The sequence below is a fragment of the Acetobacterium sp. UBA5834 genome (assembly GCF_002435675.1).
GTDB lineage: Bacteria > Bacillota > Clostridia > Eubacteriales > Eubacteriaceae > Acetobacterium > Acetobacterium wieringae.
The window spans coordinates 112,211-132,054 of the sequence record NZ_DJGY01000012.1 but is presented as its reverse complement, the minus strand read 5'-3'; the positions used below and the strand labels follow the sequence as shown (position 1 = coordinate 132,054).

General features: G+C 44.0%; 15 protein-coding genes. 1 reads left to right on the top strand and 14 read right to left on the bottom strand.

Annotated features, from left to right (window positions below; genetic code table 11):
• Window positions 1-70: 70 nt before the first annotated feature.
• From B3F51_RS03075 to rfbD, 8 genes are all read right to left on the bottom strand, one after another.
• On the bottom strand, window positions 71-2,896 hold the full coding sequence (locus B3F51_RS03075) for a GBS Bsp-like repeat-containing protein (RefSeq protein WP_263992903.1): 2,826 nt from the start codon (window positions 2,894-2,896) through the stop codon (window positions 71-73).
• A 114-nt stretch (window positions 2,897-3,010) separates the two neighbouring features.
• Window positions 3,011-5,221: a glycosyltransferase family 2 protein gene (locus tag B3F51_RS03070; protein WP_263992902.1), complete on the bottom strand. Its 2,211-nt coding sequence runs from the start codon at window positions 5,219-5,221 to the stop codon at window positions 3,011-3,013.
• Window positions 5,222-5,242: 21 nt separating this feature from the next.
• The gene (locus B3F51_RS03065) at window positions 5,243-6,439 is read right to left on the bottom strand and encodes an ABC transporter ATP-binding protein (RefSeq protein ID WP_286945405.1); all 1,197 of its coding nucleotides are present in this window, start codon (window positions 6,437-6,439) and stop codon (window positions 5,243-5,245) included.
• Window positions 6,440-6,471: 32 nt separating this feature from the next.
• A complete protein-coding gene (locus B3F51_RS03060; protein ID WP_139142364.1) occupies window positions 6,472-7,281 on the bottom strand; it encodes an ABC transporter permease in 810 nt (269 codons plus the stop codon).
• Between the two features lie 82 nt (window positions 7,282-7,363).
• Complete coding sequence (gene rfbB / locus B3F51_RS03055) at window positions 7,364-8,467, bottom strand: dTDP-glucose 4,6-dehydratase (RefSeq protein WP_070371615.1); 1,104 nt, start codon at window positions 8,465-8,467, stop codon at window positions 7,364-7,366.
• 33 nt (window positions 8,468-8,500) lie between these two features.
• Entirely contained in the window at window positions 8,501-9,067 is a 567-nt protein-coding gene (gene rfbC, locus B3F51_RS03050) for a dTDP-4-dehydrorhamnose 3,5-epimerase (RefSeq protein WP_070371616.1), read from the bottom strand.
• An 8-nt stretch (window positions 9,068-9,075) separates the two neighbouring features.
• Window positions 9,076-9,945: a glucose-1-phosphate thymidylyltransferase RfbA gene (gene rfbA / locus B3F51_RS03045; RefSeq protein ID WP_070371617.1), complete on the bottom strand. Its 870-nt coding sequence runs from the start codon at window positions 9,943-9,945 to the stop codon at window positions 9,076-9,078.
• 98 nt (window positions 9,946-10,043) lie between these two features.
• Window positions 10,044-10,904 carry a dTDP-4-dehydrorhamnose reductase gene (rfbD, locus tag B3F51_RS03040; RefSeq protein WP_286945404.1) on the bottom strand — a complete coding sequence of 287 codons (861 nt, stop codon included), beginning with the start codon at window positions 10,902-10,904 and terminating at the stop codon, window positions 10,044-10,046.
• Window positions 10,905-11,187: 283 nt separating this feature from the next.
• Between rfbD and B3F51_RS03035 the strand changes: the two genes are divergently transcribed.
• Window positions 11,188-12,705, top strand: a complete 1,518-nt coding sequence (locus B3F51_RS03035; RefSeq protein WP_286945402.1) for an LCP family protein — start codon at window positions 11,188-11,190, stop codon at window positions 12,703-12,705.
• A 129-nt stretch (window positions 12,706-12,834) separates the two neighbouring features.
• On the opposite strand, the gene B3F51_RS03030 is transcribed toward B3F51_RS03035, so the two are convergent.
• From B3F51_RS03030 to atpG, 6 genes are all read right to left on the bottom strand, one after another.
• On the bottom strand, window positions 12,835-14,532 hold the full coding sequence (locus tag B3F51_RS03030) for a phospho-sugar mutase (RefSeq protein WP_286945400.1): 1,698 nt from the start codon (window positions 14,530-14,532) through the stop codon (window positions 12,835-12,837).
• Window positions 14,533-14,616: 84 nt separating this feature from the next.
• Window positions 14,617-15,492, bottom strand: coding sequence for a UTP--glucose-1-phosphate uridylyltransferase GalU (galU, locus tag B3F51_RS03025; RefSeq protein WP_286809365.1), 876 nt, complete (start codon window positions 15,490-15,492; stop codon window positions 14,617-14,619).
• 1 nt (window position 15,493) lies between these two features.
• Window positions 15,494-16,825, bottom strand: coding sequence for a UDP-glucose dehydrogenase family protein (locus B3F51_RS03020; protein ID WP_148636760.1), 1,332 nt, complete (start codon window positions 16,823-16,825; stop codon window positions 15,494-15,496).
• A gap of 217 nt (window positions 16,826-17,042) precedes the next feature.
• Window positions 17,043-17,444 carry an ATP synthase F1 subunit epsilon gene (gene atpC / locus B3F51_RS03015; RefSeq protein WP_070371623.1) on the bottom strand — a complete coding sequence of 134 codons (402 nt, stop codon included), beginning with the start codon at window positions 17,442-17,444 and terminating at the stop codon, window positions 17,043-17,045.
• A gap of 15 nt (window positions 17,445-17,459) precedes the next feature.
• On the bottom strand, window positions 17,460-18,860 hold the full coding sequence (gene atpD, locus B3F51_RS03010) for a F0F1 ATP synthase subunit beta (protein WP_070371624.1): 1,401 nt from the start codon (window positions 18,858-18,860) through the stop codon (window positions 17,460-17,462).
• An 87-nt stretch (window positions 18,861-18,947) separates the two neighbouring features.
• A complete protein-coding gene (gene atpG, locus B3F51_RS03005) occupies window positions 18,948-19,838 on the bottom strand; it encodes an ATP synthase F1 subunit gamma (RefSeq protein ID WP_250934386.1) in 891 nt (296 codons plus the stop codon).
• Between the last annotated feature and the right edge of the window lie 6 nt (window positions 19,839-19,844).

Below are 19,844 nucleotides of genomic sequence, written 5' to 3'. Positions count from 1 at the left end.
GTCAGCTAAACAAAGCTGACTTTTTTGACAGTCTGAGAACTGAATTTCTTCAGCTCCGTCTTTTTACTAACTAAAACTTTTTCATAATCGCCTTAACCTTACCTGCATAGGTCGTGTCAGCTGCCCAGGTTCCGGCCAGTTCTTCAACTGAAATGGCTTTTAACCGCAATGAATCATTCCATCGCGGATCAACCTTAGTTTGCTTGAGCGCCGCACTGCTGGCATAACATTTCAGATGCTGTACATGTCCTCGAATTCCAGTTTGAAGACCGGTACTGCTACTTCCGTATACTGCTGCGAAATCAAATCCAGGTACGCCGCCAGTGGCTCCCAGCCCAGCAAAATTGAATTGGGAAGCCTTGACATCCCCACCAAACTGAAGATTTCCGGTTTCCAGCATTGCCTGGGCAAAGGCAACCTCAGCTCGAACGCCTTCAGCGTTGCACTCCTGTACATAAAGCTCTGCAAATCGTTCCAGATTAACACCAAGGTCATTATAAAGTTGTGGATAAACACTTCCAGTTCCCTTATAATAAGCTACCAGTTGTGCCGCAGTCACTGTAGAAGTTCCCATAATCGGGGTTTCTACATAACGGACACTCACCGAAGTATTGCCCAGAAATACTGAACGTCCATCGGATTCGACTCCATAGGCATGGATTGAATAATTACCACTGTTCCCATTGTGATTCTTGGCATCTATTATCGCCTGATAACTGCCATCGCTTTGTTTGGTGGCGGTGTACCATTTAATATCATCCTGACCATTCATATCACTCCAGGTTGGAATTAAAATGCTTTTTATTCCATTGGGCGCTGTGATACCGCTCACTGTGGCTGTAATAATATTTTCATTAACTATGGCTTTTACAGTTGAAGCTGTCATTGGTTTTGCCGCCGTAACATTTGCCGTAGTATTCCCCAGCAAGGTCATTCTTCCGCTAACTTCAGTTCCATAAGCATGAATACTATAAGTACCACTGGCATACTTGTGATCTTTAATATCAACTGTGACTACGTAGCTGCCATCACTTTGTTTATCCGCGTTATACCACACCAGATCATCCTGACCATCAATATCGCTCCAAATTGGTACCGAAATCTGTTTGATCCCACCTGGTGCATTAATCCCTTTTATCGTTGCCGTAATCTTATTGCCAGAAACGCTGGCCGTAACACTGGTTGCTGTCATCGGCTGAACTACAATGTTTGCTTTTGCAGCCCCAACAAAGGTCATTTTTCCATTACTGTCTTTTCCGTAGGCATGAAGAATATAGTCACCACTATCGTAATTGTGATCTTTGATATCCAGCGTTATCTTGTAACTGCCATCACTTTGCTTCGTCGCTGTGTACCATTTGATGTCATCCTGACCACCGATTTCGCTCCAGACAGGGATTAACATTTCAGTAATGCCATAAGGAGCCGTAATGCCTTTTATGGTTGCAGTAATTTTTCCGTTTAATACCACTGCGGTGACACTGGTTGCCGTCATTGAATTAACCTTCACTGCCGTTGTCGTGCTACCTAAAAATGTCATTAAACCTGTGTTATCTTTTCCATAAGCATGAATATTATAGATGCCGCCATCATATTTGTGATCTTTGATATCAACGGTGATTTTATAACTGCCATCCGTTTGTTTGGTGGCAGTGTACCATTTTAAATCATCCTGACCGCCGGTTTCACTCCAAATCGGGATAAACAAATCGGTGATACCACCTGGGGCCTTGATGCCTTTTACGCTAACCGTAATCGTGTTCCCTGTCACACTTGCTACTATACTGCTGGCACTCATTTTTTCCTGAACAGATGCATTAACAGTCGCTGTACTTTGACCTAATAAGGTATACTTCCCGTTCGAGTCCACGCCATAACAATGCAATTGATAATTTCCGCTGGTATAACCATGATCTTTTACATCAATGGTCACGCTATAAGATCCATCGCTTTGTTTGGTGGCCGTGTACCACTTCAAATCATCTTGACCACAATCATCACTCCAGGTCGGGATATAAACAACCTGCAACCCGTTGGGTGCCGAAACGCCCTTAACCGTGGCTGTAATTTTATCACCACTCACCGTGGTTGTAAAACCGCTGGCTGTCATTGGTGCGGTTGCGGCGCCAAAAATCTCACTGACGCTGGCTAAAACCTGATCCGCCATTTTTTGCTGATTGGTTCCATCGGCTAATTTCTGCGATTCAGCATTGTTTGACACAAATCCGGCTTCAATCAGCACTGAAGGCATGCTTGTTTTTCTGGTATAAGCATCATCCCGTTCCACAATCTTATTCCGGCTGGGAACATAGGTTAAATTTTTACTGAAATTAGTATTCATCAGATTGGCCAATTCCTTGGACTTTAAGGCAATGGTTGGTGGTGTTGCATCCAAATCAGCCAGTGACCCATCACTCCATAACCCAGCTTTCTGATAAATCCCATTGTTGTCAACCGACGGATGATAACTGCTCCAGTAAAACTCATAACCACTGGCTGTCGCTGCCCCGGAGTTATGATGAACACTGATAAACAAATCAGCTCCTAAACTGTTGGCAGCACTACATACCGCTGTCGAATTATTGGTTGTTGTTGCCAACATGGTTGGCAATCCGGGGTTTCCTGGAATCTGATGACTTAGCATCGCATTATAACCATTATTTCGTAAGGTTGTAACAATTTTAATGGCCAACGCATTATTAAGGTCCACTTCCGTGATACCGGTTGTTTTATTAACGGCTCCCGTATCGGTTCCTGACTGATGTCCCGGATTAACCACGATGGTCGTGCTTGCTGCCTCCACTGTCAAACTGAAATACGAAAAGAACGTGAACAGCACAAGGATCATAACCACTCCCAGCGTAACCTGCTTGCGGATGTTTTTTATCTGCGTCATTATTTTCCTCCTTTCTCTAAAATTTCCTGTTGTCATTATACTGATAGTTGTAACGATAATATCACAATTATATTGTATCGTCAATTTTTTCGTTACATCTTTTGCGTTCTTAAGTTAAATCTCATTCTCTTCATCTTCGATTGTTTTTCCTTTTACATAACCCACAATATCCACACAAATTGCGTAATTTCCATCAACCCGCGTTAAATTCCGATTGTAGTAAGGATCATTCTTAATGTATTTCAGCCAATGATCTTTCATGTATTTGATTTCGCTGTTAAAGCGCTTGTATTTAGAATAGGTATCCTCTGCTCCCCGAGATTTTGATTCATAATGATAGAGTTCCACATCATGCAGCCAGACATTAAATTTTCCCGCTTCATAAAGTTTGAGACAGAAATCCACGTCATTAAACGCTACCGTCAATTTTTCTTCAAAACCATTAACCCGGTCAAAATCTTCCCGTTTCACCATCATACAGGCGGCCGTCACCGAAGTATAGTTATTGGTTGTGACCAGTTTACCAAAATAGCCATAATCACCGCGTGGGAATCCCACATGGCCATGACCGGCAACACCCCCCATTCCCAATAAGACGCCAGCGTGCTGGATGGTGTTGTCGGGATAATAAAGTTTTGCCCCAATTGCACCAACGTGTTCCTGTTGTGCATAACTGACCATCCGTTTCATCCAGCCTTTGGTAATTACCGTGATGTCATTATTTAAAAACAATAGATACTCACCGTTTGATTCTTTGACTGCCAGATTATTTATTTTTGAAAAGTTGAACGGGATATCAATCCGCACCACTTTAAACTGCTGTGGGTATTTCTTTGTATAGTATTCAAACAATCTGAAGGTCTCTTCTTTTTCGCTGCCATTATCAGCGACGATAATTTCAAAATTCTCATAGATCGTTTTTTCATAAATCGAATCAATACAAGCTTTTAAATCGGCAGCATTGTCCCGGGTAGGAATAATCACCGATACCAAGCCCGCATTGACAATTTCATAGTCAATGTTATAAACGCCAGGAAAAGCCCCATGACTGACCGTCCCTTTAATTTTCCGTCTTTCCAGAGCATCTTCAAGAGACTTTAGGCCTGCTTCGAAGGCATAACCTTTTGAGTCCGGATTGACGGCGGTGGAATTACTGATCATCCGCCAGTGATACAAAATCTTTTGAATATGGAAGATCTTGTCAGTTTTTTCAGTAAAGCGCAACACCAGATCATAATCCTGAGCCCCTTCATAGCCTTTTCTAAAGCCGCCGATCTCATCGATGATGGTTTTACGATAAACCCCAAAATGACAGATGTAATTGGTCGCCAACAGAATATCAGGTGCCCAGTCCGTTTTAAAAAACGGCTGGCTCCGTTTATTGTCCTCACTTAGCTTATCTTCATCGCTATAAATAAGATCTGCTTCCGGGTGTTCGTTTAATAACTTAACCACTTCGTAGAGAGCAAATTCGGCCAGAGTATCGTCATTATCCAATAGACCCACAAACTCGCCGGTGGCGATCGCCAGGGCTGAGTTTGAGGCCTCTGAAATATGTCCATTTTCTTCCCGGTAAACCACCTTGATGCGGGAGTCCAGCGTTTTGAACTCTTCCAGCAAGGGTTTAATGTGGGCATCTGTCGAATTGTCATCGGCGATGCATAACTCCCAGTTGGTGTAATATTGATTTAAAACTGAATCGACGCAGGCCCTGAGCCATTGTTCCTCTACATTATACACTGGCATCACGATGGAAACCTTAGGATTATATGAAAAACCGCTGATTTCTGCCATAACTTTTTTCTTGTCATAATCTTCATGGACATCAATCCAGAAATCATAGTTTTCCTGATTTTTATACTTCAGTTCAAACTTGATCTTCCGGATCGTATTTTTTAAACCGTTGCGACTGAGATATCCGACAGTTCGGGTTGTCACACCAGCCAATCGTTTGGCATTAAATAGATTCGGCTTTTTTAAATAATCATAATTCTTCTTCAAGTTAATCGGCACAATGCGAATATTATTGTCATCTTTTAGTTTAAGTTTTAGTTTTTCACCATAGGTGTTTTTATCAAACTCGATAATAAAGCCAACCTTGGCATCATCCGGTAAGGCATACTTGTTATTGACGTCGATTCTGAAATCCCGTTTGAATTGAACCCCGACGGCTTCTCTTCCCAATAAATAAAGTTCGACCGGCTCTTTGGTCTTGGTATTAAAGGCCCAGCCCTGAACCGTGGCACATTGACTCGCTTCATCCTTAACAATTTTGTCGATAAAATATTTAATTTCTTCCTGTTCGATAACTGTTTTCTTTCTCATTCCCATAGCCTTTCTTTTAAACTAAATGATTTCCCATTGATGTTCCATATGAACCAGACCCTCGGTAAAATAATCGGCTACTACCGCAATTACAAAGGCCGCTGTTTCATAGTCCAGATTGACAATGCTCTTGTTGGCAAAAAGTCCGATATCAACCTCGTATTTTCCACCCAGTAGTGGTAGATTGGGCACAACATAACGGACATGATGGATTCCTTTTGTTTTTGGTATCTTCACCCCATCCAAATGCGTATTTGGTCCAAAAATATATTGCCGGTCGATGGTATAAAAAGCCACCCCCACCAACGGCTCGCTTTTTATATCATCATACAGCTCATACTCAATGTCCACTATAAAATCATCAAAGGTGTTCAAGGTTTCTTTATTACAATGCATGGCCGTGATTTTTCCCAGATGGGCTTCAATTTCGTAGTTATCCTGTAGCTGTTTGCCCTCTTCAAGAGCCTTCTGTTCCATCGATTCTCTGAGCATTTCACTTTCGTACATATCAATGACATGGGTGACCTCATCAAACATCCGCATTTCACCCTGATCAATCCACACCGCTTTGGTACAGAAACGTTTGATCTGTTCCAGGGTGTGGGATACAAAAAGCACTGTTTTTCCCGAGGCCTTGAATTCTTCCATTTTATTGATGCACTTGATCTGGAATTTTGCATCACCAACCGCTAATACCTCATCGACAATCAGTATTTCCGGATCAACATTAATGGCGGTAGCAAAGGCCAACCGGGCAAACATACCGCTGGAATAAGTTTTAACCGGCTGATAAATGTATTCGCCAATTTGCGCAAAATTGACAATATCATCCAACCGTTCATCCATTTCTTCTTTGCTGTAACCCATGATCAGCCCATTGGAATAGATGTTTTCAATGCCGGTATATTCGGGATTAAATCCGGTTCCCAGTTCCAACAGGGCGGATACCTTGCCGTCCACATACACATTACCCTTGCTCTGGGTCAAAACGCTGGATATAATCTTCAGTAGGGTCGACTTTCCTGATCCATTCTTACCCACAATCCCAATCGATTCACCCTTTTTAATTTCCAGATTGATATTATTCAGAGCGTAAAATTTATGATGGTATTCTTTTTTCTTAAACAGGCTCATGGATTCTTTTAAGCGATCCATCGGCCGTTGATAGAGCTGATATATTTTTGTAACGTCTTCTATTTTTATTGCCACATCTGACATAATTTCCTCCACTGATCCGTGATCAATATTTTCTATAAGACATCAGCAAAATGCGGTCTTAATTTTCGATACACTGCGATTCCGACTAGCAGCAATACAAAGCTAAAGCCCCAGAAGTAGGCTGTCATCACGGGATGTTCCCAAAACCAGCCGGTTCCAAAAAAGCTTTCCCGATAGCCCTGGACAATGTAGTACAAAGGATTCAGTTTTAGAATCCACAGCAAGTTTGCCGGAAAGATGTTTACATCCCAAAGAATCGGCGTTCCCCAGAACAATACCTGCATGCCCACATTGATAAATTGCAGAATATCCGTGAAAAAGGGTTGAAGCGAGGCGGTTACCCAGGTCAAACCGGTTAAAAAGACAATCAGACAGATCAGATAATAAAGGATCTGAATAAAGTGCAGGCTGATTGGTTGACTGTATAACAACAGCATCACCACTGCAAAGGCAATAAAAAAGATGTGGGTATAAAGAGAGGAGATGATTTTTACCGTCGGCAATATTTTAATATTGAAGGTTACCTTTTTTACCAGATAACTGTATTCCCTGAAACAATTGGTGCCATTAACCAGACATTCCGAAAAGAAAAACCAGACGATAATCCCGGTGATTAAAAACAAAATAAACGGCATCCCGCCAGCCGGAGCCGATTTCAGACCGATATCAAAAACAAACCAGTAGACGGCAATGGTGACCGTCGGCTGAATAAAGGCCCACATAATGCCCAAAAACGAACCGGCGTACCGGGACTTAAAATCATTGATGGAAAATTTCTGAATCAGTTTCCGATTTGCAACCAAATCTCTGATATAATCCATTAAATCTTTAAACAAATACAAACTGACACCTCATTCTTATTTTAAATGAAAAAGCACAAAAACTGTGCTTTTTCATTTACATCTATTCTACTTTTTCTTAGTTTTATTTTTTTCCGTACATATTTTGATAATACTGCTGGTAGTCACCCGACTTCACCTGTTCCAGCCATTCCTGATTGTTTAGATACCATTCAATGGTCTCAACAATCCCCTGTTCAAAGGTATAGGATGGTTCCCAGCCCAGTTCAGTGGTGATTTTGGTGTTATCAATGGCGTAACGACGGTCATGTCCCAGGCGATCCTCGACATAGGTAATCAGTTCTTTGCTGATTTTTGAACCATCATTATCAATTGGGTATTTCCCGGAGCGGAGCATTTCCCCAACATTTTCAATAATTAAATTGACAATCTCAATATTCGCTTTTTCATTATTGCCGCCGATATTATAGACTTCCCCAGCCACCCCTTTTTCCAGGATGGTGTCGATGCCACTGCAATGATCTTTAACGTGGAGCCAGTCTCTGATCTGCATGCCATCGCCATAAACCGGCAGGCTTTTTAAGGCCACCACGTTAGAAATCATCAACGGAATCAATTTTTCCGGAAAATGATAGGGTCCATAATTATTGGAACAACGACTGATGGTGATTGGCAGCTTAAAGGTCTGTCCATAGGATCGGACCACCAAATCAGCACTGGCCTTGGATGCCGAGTAAGGACTGTTGGGCGCAATCGGGGTGGTTTCGGTAAACATCCCGGTTTTTCCCAGGGCCCCATAAACCTCATCGGTGGAAACCTGATGATAGCGAACACCGTCCCGATAGGTCGGGTAGCCGCAGTCATCTTTTCCGGTTTGCCAGTGATTTTTGGCTTCATCCAAAAGCACCAGGGTTCCCATCACATTGGTTTTAATAAAGATCTCCGGATCTTCAATGCTGCGGTCAACATGGGATTCGGCAGCAAAATTCACGACCGTATCAAAATTATAGGTGTTAAAAAGATTCTGAATAAACGGCCGGTCGACAATATCCCCACGTTCAAAAACATAATTGGGATTCTTTTCAATATCCGTTAAGTTTTCCAGATTTCCAGCATAGGTTAACGCATCGACATTAACGATTTTATAATCCGGGTGCTGATCGAGCATGTATTTTACAAAGTTTGAGCCAATAAATCCGGCACCACCGGTGACTAATACTGTTTTCATGATTACTCCATTTCTATCTCTATCAAATTCAATCTATTCAAATCTTAAGCTATCTCGGATCTCGCTTAAGAAGGGCAGCTGTCCGTCTTTTTCTGAAAGCAGCACCTCATCGATTGTATCCAGCGGCCACTGGATCCCTACTTCCGGATCATTCCAGCGAATTCCGCCATCATATTCCGGGGCATATAAATTAGTGCACTTATAGTTAAACACGGCTTCGTCAGAAACCACTAAAAAGCCATGGGCAAAGCCTTCCGGGATATAAAACATGGTCTTGTTTGCTTCAGTCAGCAACACCCCGGCCCATTGCCCATAGGTGGGTGAGCCATTTCGCAGATCGACGGCGACATCATAAACCTCGCCCCGGGTCACCCGTACCAGTTTTCCCTGGGAGAATTTGGTCTGAAAATGCAGCCCCCGTAAGACGCCTTTACCGGATTTAGATTCATTATCCTGAACAAAGCGCATCGTTAAACCGGCTTTGTGAAATTCTTCTTCATTGTAGGTTTCCATGAAATAACCACGATGGTCGCCAAAAACCGATGGTTCAATGATCACCAGTCCGTCAATTTTTGTCTTAATTACATTTATCTTTGCCATCAGTCCACCTACTTGCCTGTCGCACGCTGAATCAGATACTGACCGTAGGCTGTTTTCTTCAGCGGTTCTGCCAGTTTTAACAACTGTTCTTTATCAATAAAATTTCGTAAGTAGGCAATTTCTTCGACACAGCATACATAAAGCCCCTGTCTTTTCTGGATCGTTTCAACAAAATTGGAGGCTTCAATTAAACTATCGTGGGTACCGGTATCGAGCCAGGCCATACCACGACCAAACAGTTCCACTTTTAAATTCCCCTGTTTTAAATAGGTTTCATTAACTGTGGTAATTTCCAGTTCCCCGCGTTCCGAGGGTTTGATATTTTTGGCAATCTCTACTACTTTATTATCATAAAAATAAAGCCCCGGCACCGCAAAATTGGATTTTGGATTTGCCGGCTTTTCTTCAATGGAGAGGACGGTTCCATCTTTAGCAAACTCAACCACCCCATAACGTTCCGGATCGGTTACCGGGTATCCGAAGATAACTGCCCCACTTTGCAACTCTGCCGCTTTTCTGATGGTATCCGTAAAGCCATGACCATAGAAAATATTATCCCCTAAAACCAAGGCAACACTGTCGTCCCCAATAAATTTTTCACCGATAATAAAAGCCTCGGCCAAACCATTGGGAGCTTCCTGGACTTCATAGGCAAAATTCAACCCCAATTCCTCCCCGGAACCAAAAAGTCGTTCAAACATCGGGAGATCGTGGGGTGTGGAAATAATTAAAATATCTTTAATCCCCGCCAACATCAAGGTTGCCAGGGGGTAGTAAATCATTGGTTTATCATAGATGGGCAATAATTGTTTGGACACTGCCCGGGTGATGGGATAAAGTCGGGTGCCGGAACCTCCGGCTAATATAATACCTTTCATAATAACCTCTTCTCTTGTAAATTATTTTCAGATTCCTGGCGTACCGTAAGTTCTGAGGCGGGTTGCCGCAAAACCATGAAGGGTACGCTTTTAAATGCTTACTTCGTTAAATTATCCAGATATTCGACCAAGGAAATCTGCCAGGGTCTGAACAGGTTCAGCTGCAGGTCGTTTAGCGCTTTGTTCTCCAACACCGAGTATTTAGGTCGGGGCGCTGGCCGGACAAACTGCTCGGAGGTTACCGGCTCCACCGGGATGTCAATCCCTGATAAGCGGAAGATCTCGATGGCAAAATCGTACCAGCTGCATTGTCCTTCACAGGTGCCGTGATAAATGCCGTAATGATCGGTATGGATTAAATCAATAATCGCTGCCGCCAGATCAACGGTGCTGGTCGGCGAACCGATCTGGTCATTGACCACCGTCAATTTTGGATGTTTTGAAGCCAGCTCCAGCATCGTTTTAACAAAGTTGTTGCCGTCTCCATACAGCCAGGCTGTCCGGACAATAAAATACTTGGGCGCTATTTCAGAAACGGCTTTTTCTCCAGCCGCTTTGCTTTCGCCATAGACCGTTTTGGGATCAGTGGGATCGGTTTCCCGATAAGGCCGTACCGCACCTGCTTCAATAATCCCACTCCCATCAAAAACATAATCGGTCGAAACCTGAACCAACACAATATCCCGATCCCGGGCGATTTCTGCTAAATATCGGGGGCCAGTCGCATTAATGGCCATGGCCAATTCTTTTTGGGTTTCACAGCCGTCCACATTGGTCAGTGCCCCACAATTGATGATCACGGTTGGCTGTTCACTGGTAATAATGGCCGTCATTTTTTCTTTATCAGTAATATCAAACTCGGGAATATCATATCCAACAAAGTCAATCTTTTTTTTCGCGAGTTGCCGGGTTAACTCCCGACCCAGCTGTCCATTGGAACCGGTTAATAAAATTTTCATATTTCACCTTATTTCATCATTCTTTTTACTGTTATTTTTTTCTGATTTTTCGCTGTTTTTATGCAGTTAAGCCATAAAAATTCATTGTCATTATACTTGATATCCCCATAAAAGTCTATTTTTTTCTAGATTCTTTCAGGTATTTAAGATTATTCCGTTACCCACATAATCCTGTTTTTCCCACAATTTATTATTTCCTTAATAATATTCAATGTTTTTTTAAGCAAATTTATGGTATTATTGGTTGATATGATTTTAGTTCGCTAATTTGAAAGGAACCTTCATGAAAAAGAAAATAATTTTAGTCATCCTGTTTTTGATCGTCTCATTAATAGGCACTGGACTAGTATATGGCTTTAATACCATCAGCCAGATAAATGAAATGGTCGCCGAACCCAAGATGGATGAAACCGAATTGGCCGTCAATAACGACCTCGATATCGATACCGTCAATATTGCTGTTTTTGGCGTTGACGGACGCAGCGACATTGAAGGGGATCGTACCGATACGATTATGATCGTCTCCATGGATTTCCGCAACGGCAACATCAAGGTCACCTCAGTAATGCGTGACTTATTGGTTCAGATACCGGAAACCAAAGACACCTATGAGAGTCTTGATAAAATTAATGCTGCTTATGCCTATGGCGGACCGGAACTGGCTGTTAAAACCCTCAACGAGAATTTTGATTTAAACATTAAAGATTATGTCATTGTTAATTTCGATGCGATGGTCGATACCGTTGATGCCCTGGGCGGGGTCGAAGTCAATGTTCAGAACGAAGACGTATTGGAATGGACCAATAAATATATTGACGATGTCAACGACAAAGTTGGCAAGGCTGACCCCTATTTGGAAACAACGGGTGTTCAAACCATCACTGGGGTTCAGGCCCTGGCCTATGCCAGAAACCGCTTTAGTGACGATGATTTCCATCGAACCGAACGACAGCGGGAAGTTGTCGGACAAATTGCTGACAAAGCCTTCAATATCGATATGACCACCGGCCTCAGTCTATTAAGCAAGGTCTATCCCTACATCAAAACCACCCTTTCAATTAGCGAAATAACAACCTATGCCAAGGCCTTTTTAGACTCTCCGGACAAGCAATTTCTGGAGTTCCGATTGCCTACTGACGCCCATGCAACCACCGCCATGATCAGCAGTGTTTCTTATGTGGTACCAACCAGTCTGGTGGATAACGTCATTGCCCTCCATGCCTTTATTTATGGACCCGTTCAGACGACCACCACAACGGACACCGCATCAACCAGCGGCAGTTCTACCACCGCAACACAAAACGCCAGCGCTGACAGCACCTCCGCCAGTACTGGTAATCGAACCAACGTCAGCGCTCCCACCACCAGTTCAAACACCAGCGTTTCATCAGGCACCAGCTCGGGTTCTAGTAACTATACAGCTTATGTGCCATCAGCCCGGGTCAAGGAAATCAGTGATGCCATTGCCTACTTCGCAGGTACCGGCTCATCCTCATCCTACACTGATTCCAGTTCCAGTGACAGCAGCAGTGACTATTCCAACTCCAGCAGTTCGGGATCATCCTATTCCAACACTGAGTCCTCAGGGTCCGGTTCGTCGGGAAGCTCCAGCGGTTCGGGCGCTTCCAGTTCGGGCGGCAGTTCTTCGGGATCTGATTCCAGTTCAGGTGACTCTGCTTCTGGTACTGGTACTGACTCTGGATCGGGCTCCAATTCAGGCAGTGATTCAGGCTCAACGGATTCAGGTACCACCGACAATAGCAGCGGCGGCGATGACGCGTCTTCAGAGAGCAGTAATTAGTGCAGATTATTTTACTAAATCTAATTATAAAAACTTATCAAACCTAAACGTATAAAGGCGTTATCCCAAGTATCGGGATAACGCCTTTCTTTTCTTCTTTTACTCTGCTAACACCTGTGATTGTAACGCTTAGATTAAATCCGTTACCTGCTGTTTAAGCAGATCCTTCTTTTCTCCAGCTTCTTTTGCAGTCTTCCCGGTTACCGAGAAATAAATCTTTAGTTTTGGCTCAGTTCCTGATGGCCGCAGGGCAAACCAGGAATAGTCATCAAAAATAAATTTCAGAACATTTGATCGGGGCAGATCAATTGTTGTTTTCACTCCCGAAACCATGTCCGTGCTGATGCCTGCTTCATAATCGTTAAAACAAATCAGTTTGGCATCGGCAAAACCTGGAAAGCTGACTTGTCTGAATTTTTCCATAATTTGATTAATCTTTGTTTTCCCCTCGATTCCCTCAAGGGTCAAGGCCACCACATCTTCGATAAAATAACCATGTTGTTCATATAACTCAATCAGGGCTTCGTAAAGAGTCTTACCCTGTTTCTTATAATAATCGGTCATTTCACAAACCAGGGCTGAAGCAACCACGGCATCCTTATCCCGGGCATAATTGCCCGCCAGGTAACCATAACTTTCTTCGTAACCAAAGGCAAAGGTATAATCGCCGGTTTGTTCAAAATCAGTCATGCATTCACCGATGTATTTAAAACCGGTCAGAACATCTAAAACGCCAGCACCATGCGATTTGGCCACAAGCCCACCCAGTTCACTGGTAACGATCGTTTTAATCACCACCTTGTTATCCGGCAGATCGATGCGGGTTTTAAGATAATAATCAACCAAAAGGGCCCCGGTTTGGTTGCCGGTAAAGACTTCAAACTCCCCTTTTTGATTTCGGCCTACCACACCAACCCGATCACAGTCGGGATCGGTGCCAATAATAATATCGGCACCACATTCATCGGCCAACGCCATGGCCAAGGTAAAGACAGATCGGTCTTCCGGGTTGGGATAGGGTGCGGTCGTAAAATTGCCATCCGGCAATTCCTGTTCTGGTACCACCGTCACATGCCGATAACCGAGTTCTGCCAACACCCGACGCACCGGCTGATTACCAGATCCATGCAGTGGCGTGTAAACAACTTTCAATTCACTGTTGGGATTGGGCTTGCAAATAGCGGTAACCGCTTTCGTGAAGGCATTATCCATATTTTCACCAACCATTTTGATGACCTTTTGATTACGGCCTTCTGCCAATGTCATCATCGGAATGCCAAAAACATCCGGTATCTTGGCGATTTCGGCAATCAGGGCATCCGCCGAAGCGGTTACCATCTGACCGCCATCGGGCCCATAGACCTTGTACCCATTATATTCCTTGGGATTATGGGACGCTGTAATCACAATCCCGCCAGCGGCTCCCAGCTCGCGGACAGCAAATGACAGTTCCGGAGTGGGCCGCAGTTCTTCAAAAAGGTAGGCGGTAACGCCCATTTTACCCAGCACCCCAGCGGCCGCTTCCGCAAATTTTCGGGAGTTGTGACGGGAATCATAGGCAATGACGACCCCCTTTTCCCAGTTCTGAATATCCTGCCGCAACAAGTACTTTCCTAAGCCATACGTCACCTTGGCGACGGTGTAAATATTCATGCGGTTCGTGCCAGCACCCATTTTCCCCCGCATGCCACCGGTGCCAAATTCCAGATCGGTATAGAAGCGATCTTCAATTTCTTTCTCATCGGTGATGGCTTCCAATTCCTGCCGGAGTTCTCCACTGAGTTCCAACTGATCTAACCAGTTTTGATACGCTTTTTTATAGTCCATCGTGTTCCTTTCTCCAATCCATTACGGATGACTGTCTCTGAATCGGGGCATCGGCCCGTTTTCATGCCAATCGGAATCGGCTGTTTATTTGTCGTTTAACAGGGTTTCTAAATACCTTTTAAAATCTTTACCCAGTTTACCGTCTCTTAAACCATATTCCACCGTGGCCTGGAGAAAACCCAGCTTGTCACCCACATCATAGCGTTTGCCAGCAAAGTCGTAGGCAAACATTTTTTCCATGGTGGCCAGGGTTTTTAGTCCATCGGTGAGTTGAATTTCACCGCCAGCCCCCTTACCAGTGTGCTCCAGCACCTCAAAGATCCCCGGGGTGATAATATACCGTCCCAGGATTGCCAGGGTTGATGGTGCCGTGCCGATGGCCGGTTTCTCAACCAGATCGTTAACCTGAAAGACCCGGTCACTGACCGCCTCACCGGATACGATTCCATACTTGTCGACCTGATCCGGCGCCACCTGCTGTACCCCGATAACTGAGGCTCCATAGGCATTGTAAACATCGACCATTTGCATCAGGGCTGGGTTTTCATCGTTATAGACAATATCATCCCCCAAAACCACCGCAAAGGGTTCATCGCCCACAAATTCTTTAGCACAAAGGACTGCATGCCCCAGACCTTTGGCTTCTTTCTGTCGCACTGAAAAGATTTTTGCCATGTTGGTAATGGCTTCCACCTGCTCCAGCGCCGCAGTTTTGCCACCGGCTTTTAACAGCGCTTCCAGTTCTGGCACCTTATCGAAGTGGTTGATGATGCTGTCTTTATTGCGGCCGTTGATTATCAGTATCTCCTCAATTCCTGATGCCACAATCTCTTCAATGATATACTGAATCGTTGGTTTATCCACAATTGGCAGCATTTCTTTTGGCACTGACTTGGTAATTGGTAAAAACCGGGTACCCAATCCTGCTGCTGGAATCACCGCTTTGCGTACTTTTTTCATGCTAATTTATCTCCCTTTCTGGAATCCCCAAGCCTGAATATATAAAGCCTCTAGGCGGTTCATCGCCAAACAAATTTCTGAAGTCAAAGAAAAAGCGATCTTTCATCACCGTGCGAACCCGCTCCTGATCCATCCCTTTAAACTCCCGCCAACTGGTAATCAGCACCAGGGCATCGGCATCTTGAGCCGCTTCATAAACATTGTGACAATAGCTAATCTCATCTTTTTCGTTATGTAACCGCCATTTGGCTTCCTGATTTCCTTCCGGACAATAAATCTGGATCCTGGCCCCAGCGGCAACTAAACCCTTAACAATATTAATCGAGGGCGCTTCCCGCATGTCAGTCGTTTCCGGTTTGTAGGACAAACCTAAAATGCCAATGGTTTTTCCGTCCAGATTGCCCATTGTCCGCTTAATTTTTTCCACCATCTTGTTTTTCTGTTTTTCATTGGCTTTAATGGCACCTTTAAGCACCATAAAATCTTCGCCATAGGCTTTAGCGATTTCCACCAGGGCCTTGGAGTCCTTAGGCAGATCGCTGCCACCATAGCCCGGACCGGCTTCCAGAAAGCCTTTACCAATTCGCTCATCCCGACCCATGCCATTGGAAACATCGAGAATATTGGCATTGGCATTTTCACACAGCAAAGCCATCTCGTTAATAAACGAGAGTTTGGTGGCCAGAAAGGCGTTGACCCCATATTTGATCATTTCTGCGCTCTGGGGATCCGTAATCACATAATTCTCTTCCCGGACGTGAAGACTGTCATAAACACTTTTTAACCGTTCCACTGCTGCTTTTGAATCCGATCCGATCACCACCATATCCGGTACCAGACAATCCTTGATCATCGAACCTTTCCGGGCAAAATCAGGATTGCTGATCACATCAAAGGCAATATCTGCTTCCCGTTCATCCAGCGTTTTTTGAATGGTCTGTTTTATGATCTGACAGGTACCCGGGGGAACGGTGGATTTAATCACCACCGTTATCGGGGTTTCCATATGGTTGCCAATGCTCTGGGCAATCGGCTTCATAAAGCGCAGATCTGGAAAATCATGATCATTGGTTGGCACTTCACAGGTAATAAAAATAATCTCACTTTTTTTGATAGCGCTTTGAATATTCGAACTGAAGTACAAGCGGCCAGTTGATACTGAGGTTGACACCAATGCTTTTAAGCCCGGTTCATAAATTGGCAATTCGCCTTCGGATAACATATCGATTGTTTCCTCATCGGTATCAACACAGATGACATTGACGTCCGAGTCGGACAGAATCGAGCCGTAGGTTATTCCTAAAATACCCAAACCAATAATACAAATATTCATTCTTTATCCTCCGTTTGCCATGATCGCTTAAGTTTTCTCTCCATTGCAGCCTTGTTCATTCTCAATTTAACCATTCCTCGATTGACACCCAATGGTCTTAACTTTCAACTTGAATTATAGCACAAAAAAAAGCGCATTAAAATACTTGCCCCAATAAAAAAAGACCGCCGGGATCCCTGATCGAATCCCGATGGTCTTTTTATTATAAATTGTTTAATTATAAACCTTCTTTTGAATTGATACGAGCAATTGCTCTTTCCAAAGCTGCCTGAGCCCGAGCCGCATCATACTTGTCGTCCTTAAGACGTTGTAGTGCCCGCTCTTTTGCTTCCTGAGCCCGTTTAAGATCAATTTCTTCCGGCCATTCAGCTGCATCGGTTAAAATAATGGTTTCTCTGGGATTAATGGTGGCAACGCCCCCTAAAAGGGTGCCGCTTTTACTTTTTTTATCGCCAAAAATAATATTAAAGGTACCAATGGCTACTGAGGTTGTCAGCGGTGTATGCTCTGCAAGCACGGCAAACTCCCCTTCTGTTCCCCGGATGACAATACGCTCGATATCATCGTCAAAAAAGATACCGGTTGGAGCAATGATTTTTAATCTGAACGTTTCAGCCATTAAAACTCACCTCAACTAACCTTTGATTTTTTTTGCTTTTGCAACTGCGTCTTCGATCGTCCCAACCATCAGGAAGGCACTTTCTGGTAAATCATCATGTTTTCCTTCAAGGATTTCTTTGAAGCCCTTGATTGTTTCGCCAATGGTTACATAAACCCCTGGAGTACCGGTAAACTGTTCCGCAACGTTAAATGGTTGAGAAAGGAAACGCTCAATTTTTCGCGCTCGGGATACGGTAATTTTATCAGCGTCTGATAATTCATCCATCCCCAAGATTGCGATAATATCCTGCAGTTCTTTATAACGTTGTAAAATTTCCTGTACTTCACGAGCCGTGTCGTAGTGATCCTGTCCAACAATTTTGGGATCAAGAATACGAGAAGTGGAATCCAATGGATCTACTGCTGGGTAAATACCTTTTTCGGTGATGGCCCGGTTAAGTACCGTGGTGGCATCCAGATGGGCAAAGGTAGTCGCTGGTGCCGGGTCAGTTAAGTCATCGGCAGGTACGTAAACAGCCTGAACCGATGTAATTGAGCCCTTGCTGGTAGAGGTAATTCGTTCCTGTAAGGCACCCATTTCAGTTGCCAGAGTTGGCTGGTAACCAACCGCACTTGGCATCCGACCTAAAAGCGCCGATACTTCTGAACCCGCCTGGGTAAATCTAAAGATATTATCGATGAACAGCAGTACGTCCTGACCTTCCTGATCACGGAAATATTCTGCCATGGTCAGACCAGTTAAGGCAATACGCATTCTGGCTCCTGGTGGCTCATTCATCTGACCAAAGCAGAGGGATGTTTTATCAATAACCCCAGATTCCATCATTTCGTAGTAAAGGTCATTTCCTTCACGGGTACGTTCACCAACACCGGCAAAAACGGATAAACCACCATGCTGGGTTGCAATATTGTTAATTAGTTCCTGGATCAGTACGGTTTTACCAACACCAGCACCACCGAACAGACCAATTTTACCACCTCGAACGTAAGGACAGATCAGGTCAACGACCTTGATGCCGGTTTCAAACATTTCTGGTTGGGTTTGTTGCTCTTCAAAGCTGGGTGGATGACGATGGATTGGGTGCATCGTCACGCCAGTCGTATCAAAGGGTTTTCCATCGATTGGTTCACCCAAAACGTTAAACATTCTGCCAAGGGTTGCTTTCCCTACTGGCACGGCAATTGATGCTCCAGTATCTACAGCTTCCTGATTTCTGACCAGACCATCTGTAGAGTCCATTGCAATACATCTGACAATGTCATCTCCAAGTTGTTGAGCTACCTCAACAACCAGGGTGTGTCCATTGAGTTCAATATTTACTGCGTTGTTCAATTTTGGCAGTTGATCTTTTTGAAACTTGATATCGACAACTGGTCCAATAACCTGAACAACCTTCCCTATATTTTGGGCCATTCCCTATAACCTCCTTGTGCAAATTAATTTGCACTTAATAATTTTCTGTCTGGCAGGAATTGTGATCCTGCCCTATGCAAATTGTTATTATTTCAATGCTTCCGCCCCACCAACAATTTCAGAAATTTCCTGAGTAATTGCTGCCTGACGGACACGGTTGTATTTCAGTGTCAAACCATCGATCATCTCATTGGCGTTGGTTGTTGCCGATTCCATGGCGGTTCGACGGGCGCCTTGTTCACTGGCGGCACTTTCGATCATTGCGCCATAGACGGTGCTACTGACAAAGTTCGGAATCAGCTGATTTAGCAGCTCTTCCGGATCGGGCTCATAGAGCATGACGGTAAGATCTTTGCTTTTTCCTTCATTTTCGACCGCTTCCACTTTTTTTGCCGGTTTGAGATCTTCCACGCTGAGAGGAAGTAATTTCATGAGGCTGGCATGTTGTGAAATGGTAGAGATAAATTTGGTGTAGACAACATAAACTTCGTCATAGTCACCTTTTTTAAATCCTTCCATCACTACTGCCGCCACTTCCCGGGCATTAAAAAAGTTTGGTCGTTCGGAAATTCCGAGATATTCACCCTGAATCGTGTAGTCGCGGTTTCTGAAATGATCCCGACCACGAGATCCAACGGCATAAATATAAGCATCTTCTTTGTTTGTTATGTGATCCTCAACCAGTTTGCAAACATTGGCATTGTAGCCACCAGCCAGACCCTTATCACCAGTCAGGACAATATAGGCAACTTTTTTAACGTCACGCTGGTTCATGAAAACATTTCGGGTGCTTCCACTTTTTTCAACAATGCGTCCCATACTTTCAATCATGGCCTCAAAATAAGGGCGACGACCTTCGGCCAGTTCACGGCTTTTTCGCAGTTTAGCCGAAGCCACCAGTTCCATGGCATGGGTGATTTGCTTTGTACTGTTTACACTTTTTATCCGACGTTTAATATCTTGTACATTTTCTGCCACTCAGAA

Coding starts and splice junctions, on each gene's coding strand:
- B3F51_RS03075 (WP_263992903.1), bottom strand. CDS start 2,896: ATGACGCAGATAAAAAACATCCGCAAGCAGGTTACGCTGGGAGTGGTT.
- B3F51_RS03070 (WP_263992902.1), bottom strand. CDS start 5,221: ATGAGAAAGAAAACAGTTATCGAACAGGAAGAAATTAAATATTTTATC.
- B3F51_RS03065 (WP_286945405.1), bottom strand. CDS start 6,439: ATGTCAGATGTGGCAATAAAAATAGAAGACGTTACAAAAATATATCAG.
- rfbB (WP_070371615.1), bottom strand. CDS start 8,467: ATGAAAACAGTATTAGTCACCGGTGGTGCCGGATTTATTGGCTCAAAC.
- rfbC (WP_070371616.1), bottom strand. CDS start 9,067: ATGGCAAAGATAAATGTAATTAAGACAAAAATTGACGGACTGGTGATC.
- rfbA (WP_070371617.1), bottom strand. CDS start 9,945: ATGAAAGGTATTATATTAGCCGGAGGTTCCGGCACCCGACTTTATCCC.
- rfbD (WP_286945404.1), bottom strand. CDS start 10,904: ATGAAAATTTTATTAACCGGTTCCAATGGACAGCTGGGTCGGGAGTTA.
- B3F51_RS03035 (WP_286945402.1), top strand. CDS start 11,188: ATGAAAAAGAAAATAATTTTAGTCATCCTGTTTTTGATCGTCTCATTA.
- B3F51_RS03030 (WP_286945400.1), bottom strand. CDS start 14,532: ATGGACTATAAAAAAGCGTATCAAAACTGGTTAGATCAGTTGGAACTC.
- galU (WP_286809365.1), bottom strand. CDS start 15,492: ATGAAAAAAGTACGCAAAGCGGTGATTCCAGCAGCAGGATTGGGTACC.
- B3F51_RS03020 (WP_148636760.1), bottom strand. CDS start 16,825: ATGAATATTTGTATTATTGGTTTGGGTATTTTAGGAATAACCTACGGC.
- atpC (WP_070371623.1), bottom strand. CDS start 17,444: ATGGCTGAAACGTTCAGATTAAAAATCATTGCTCCAACCGGTATCTTT.
- atpD (WP_070371624.1), bottom strand. CDS start 18,860: ATGGCCCAAAATATAGGGAAGGTTGTTCAGGTTATTGGACCAGTTGTC.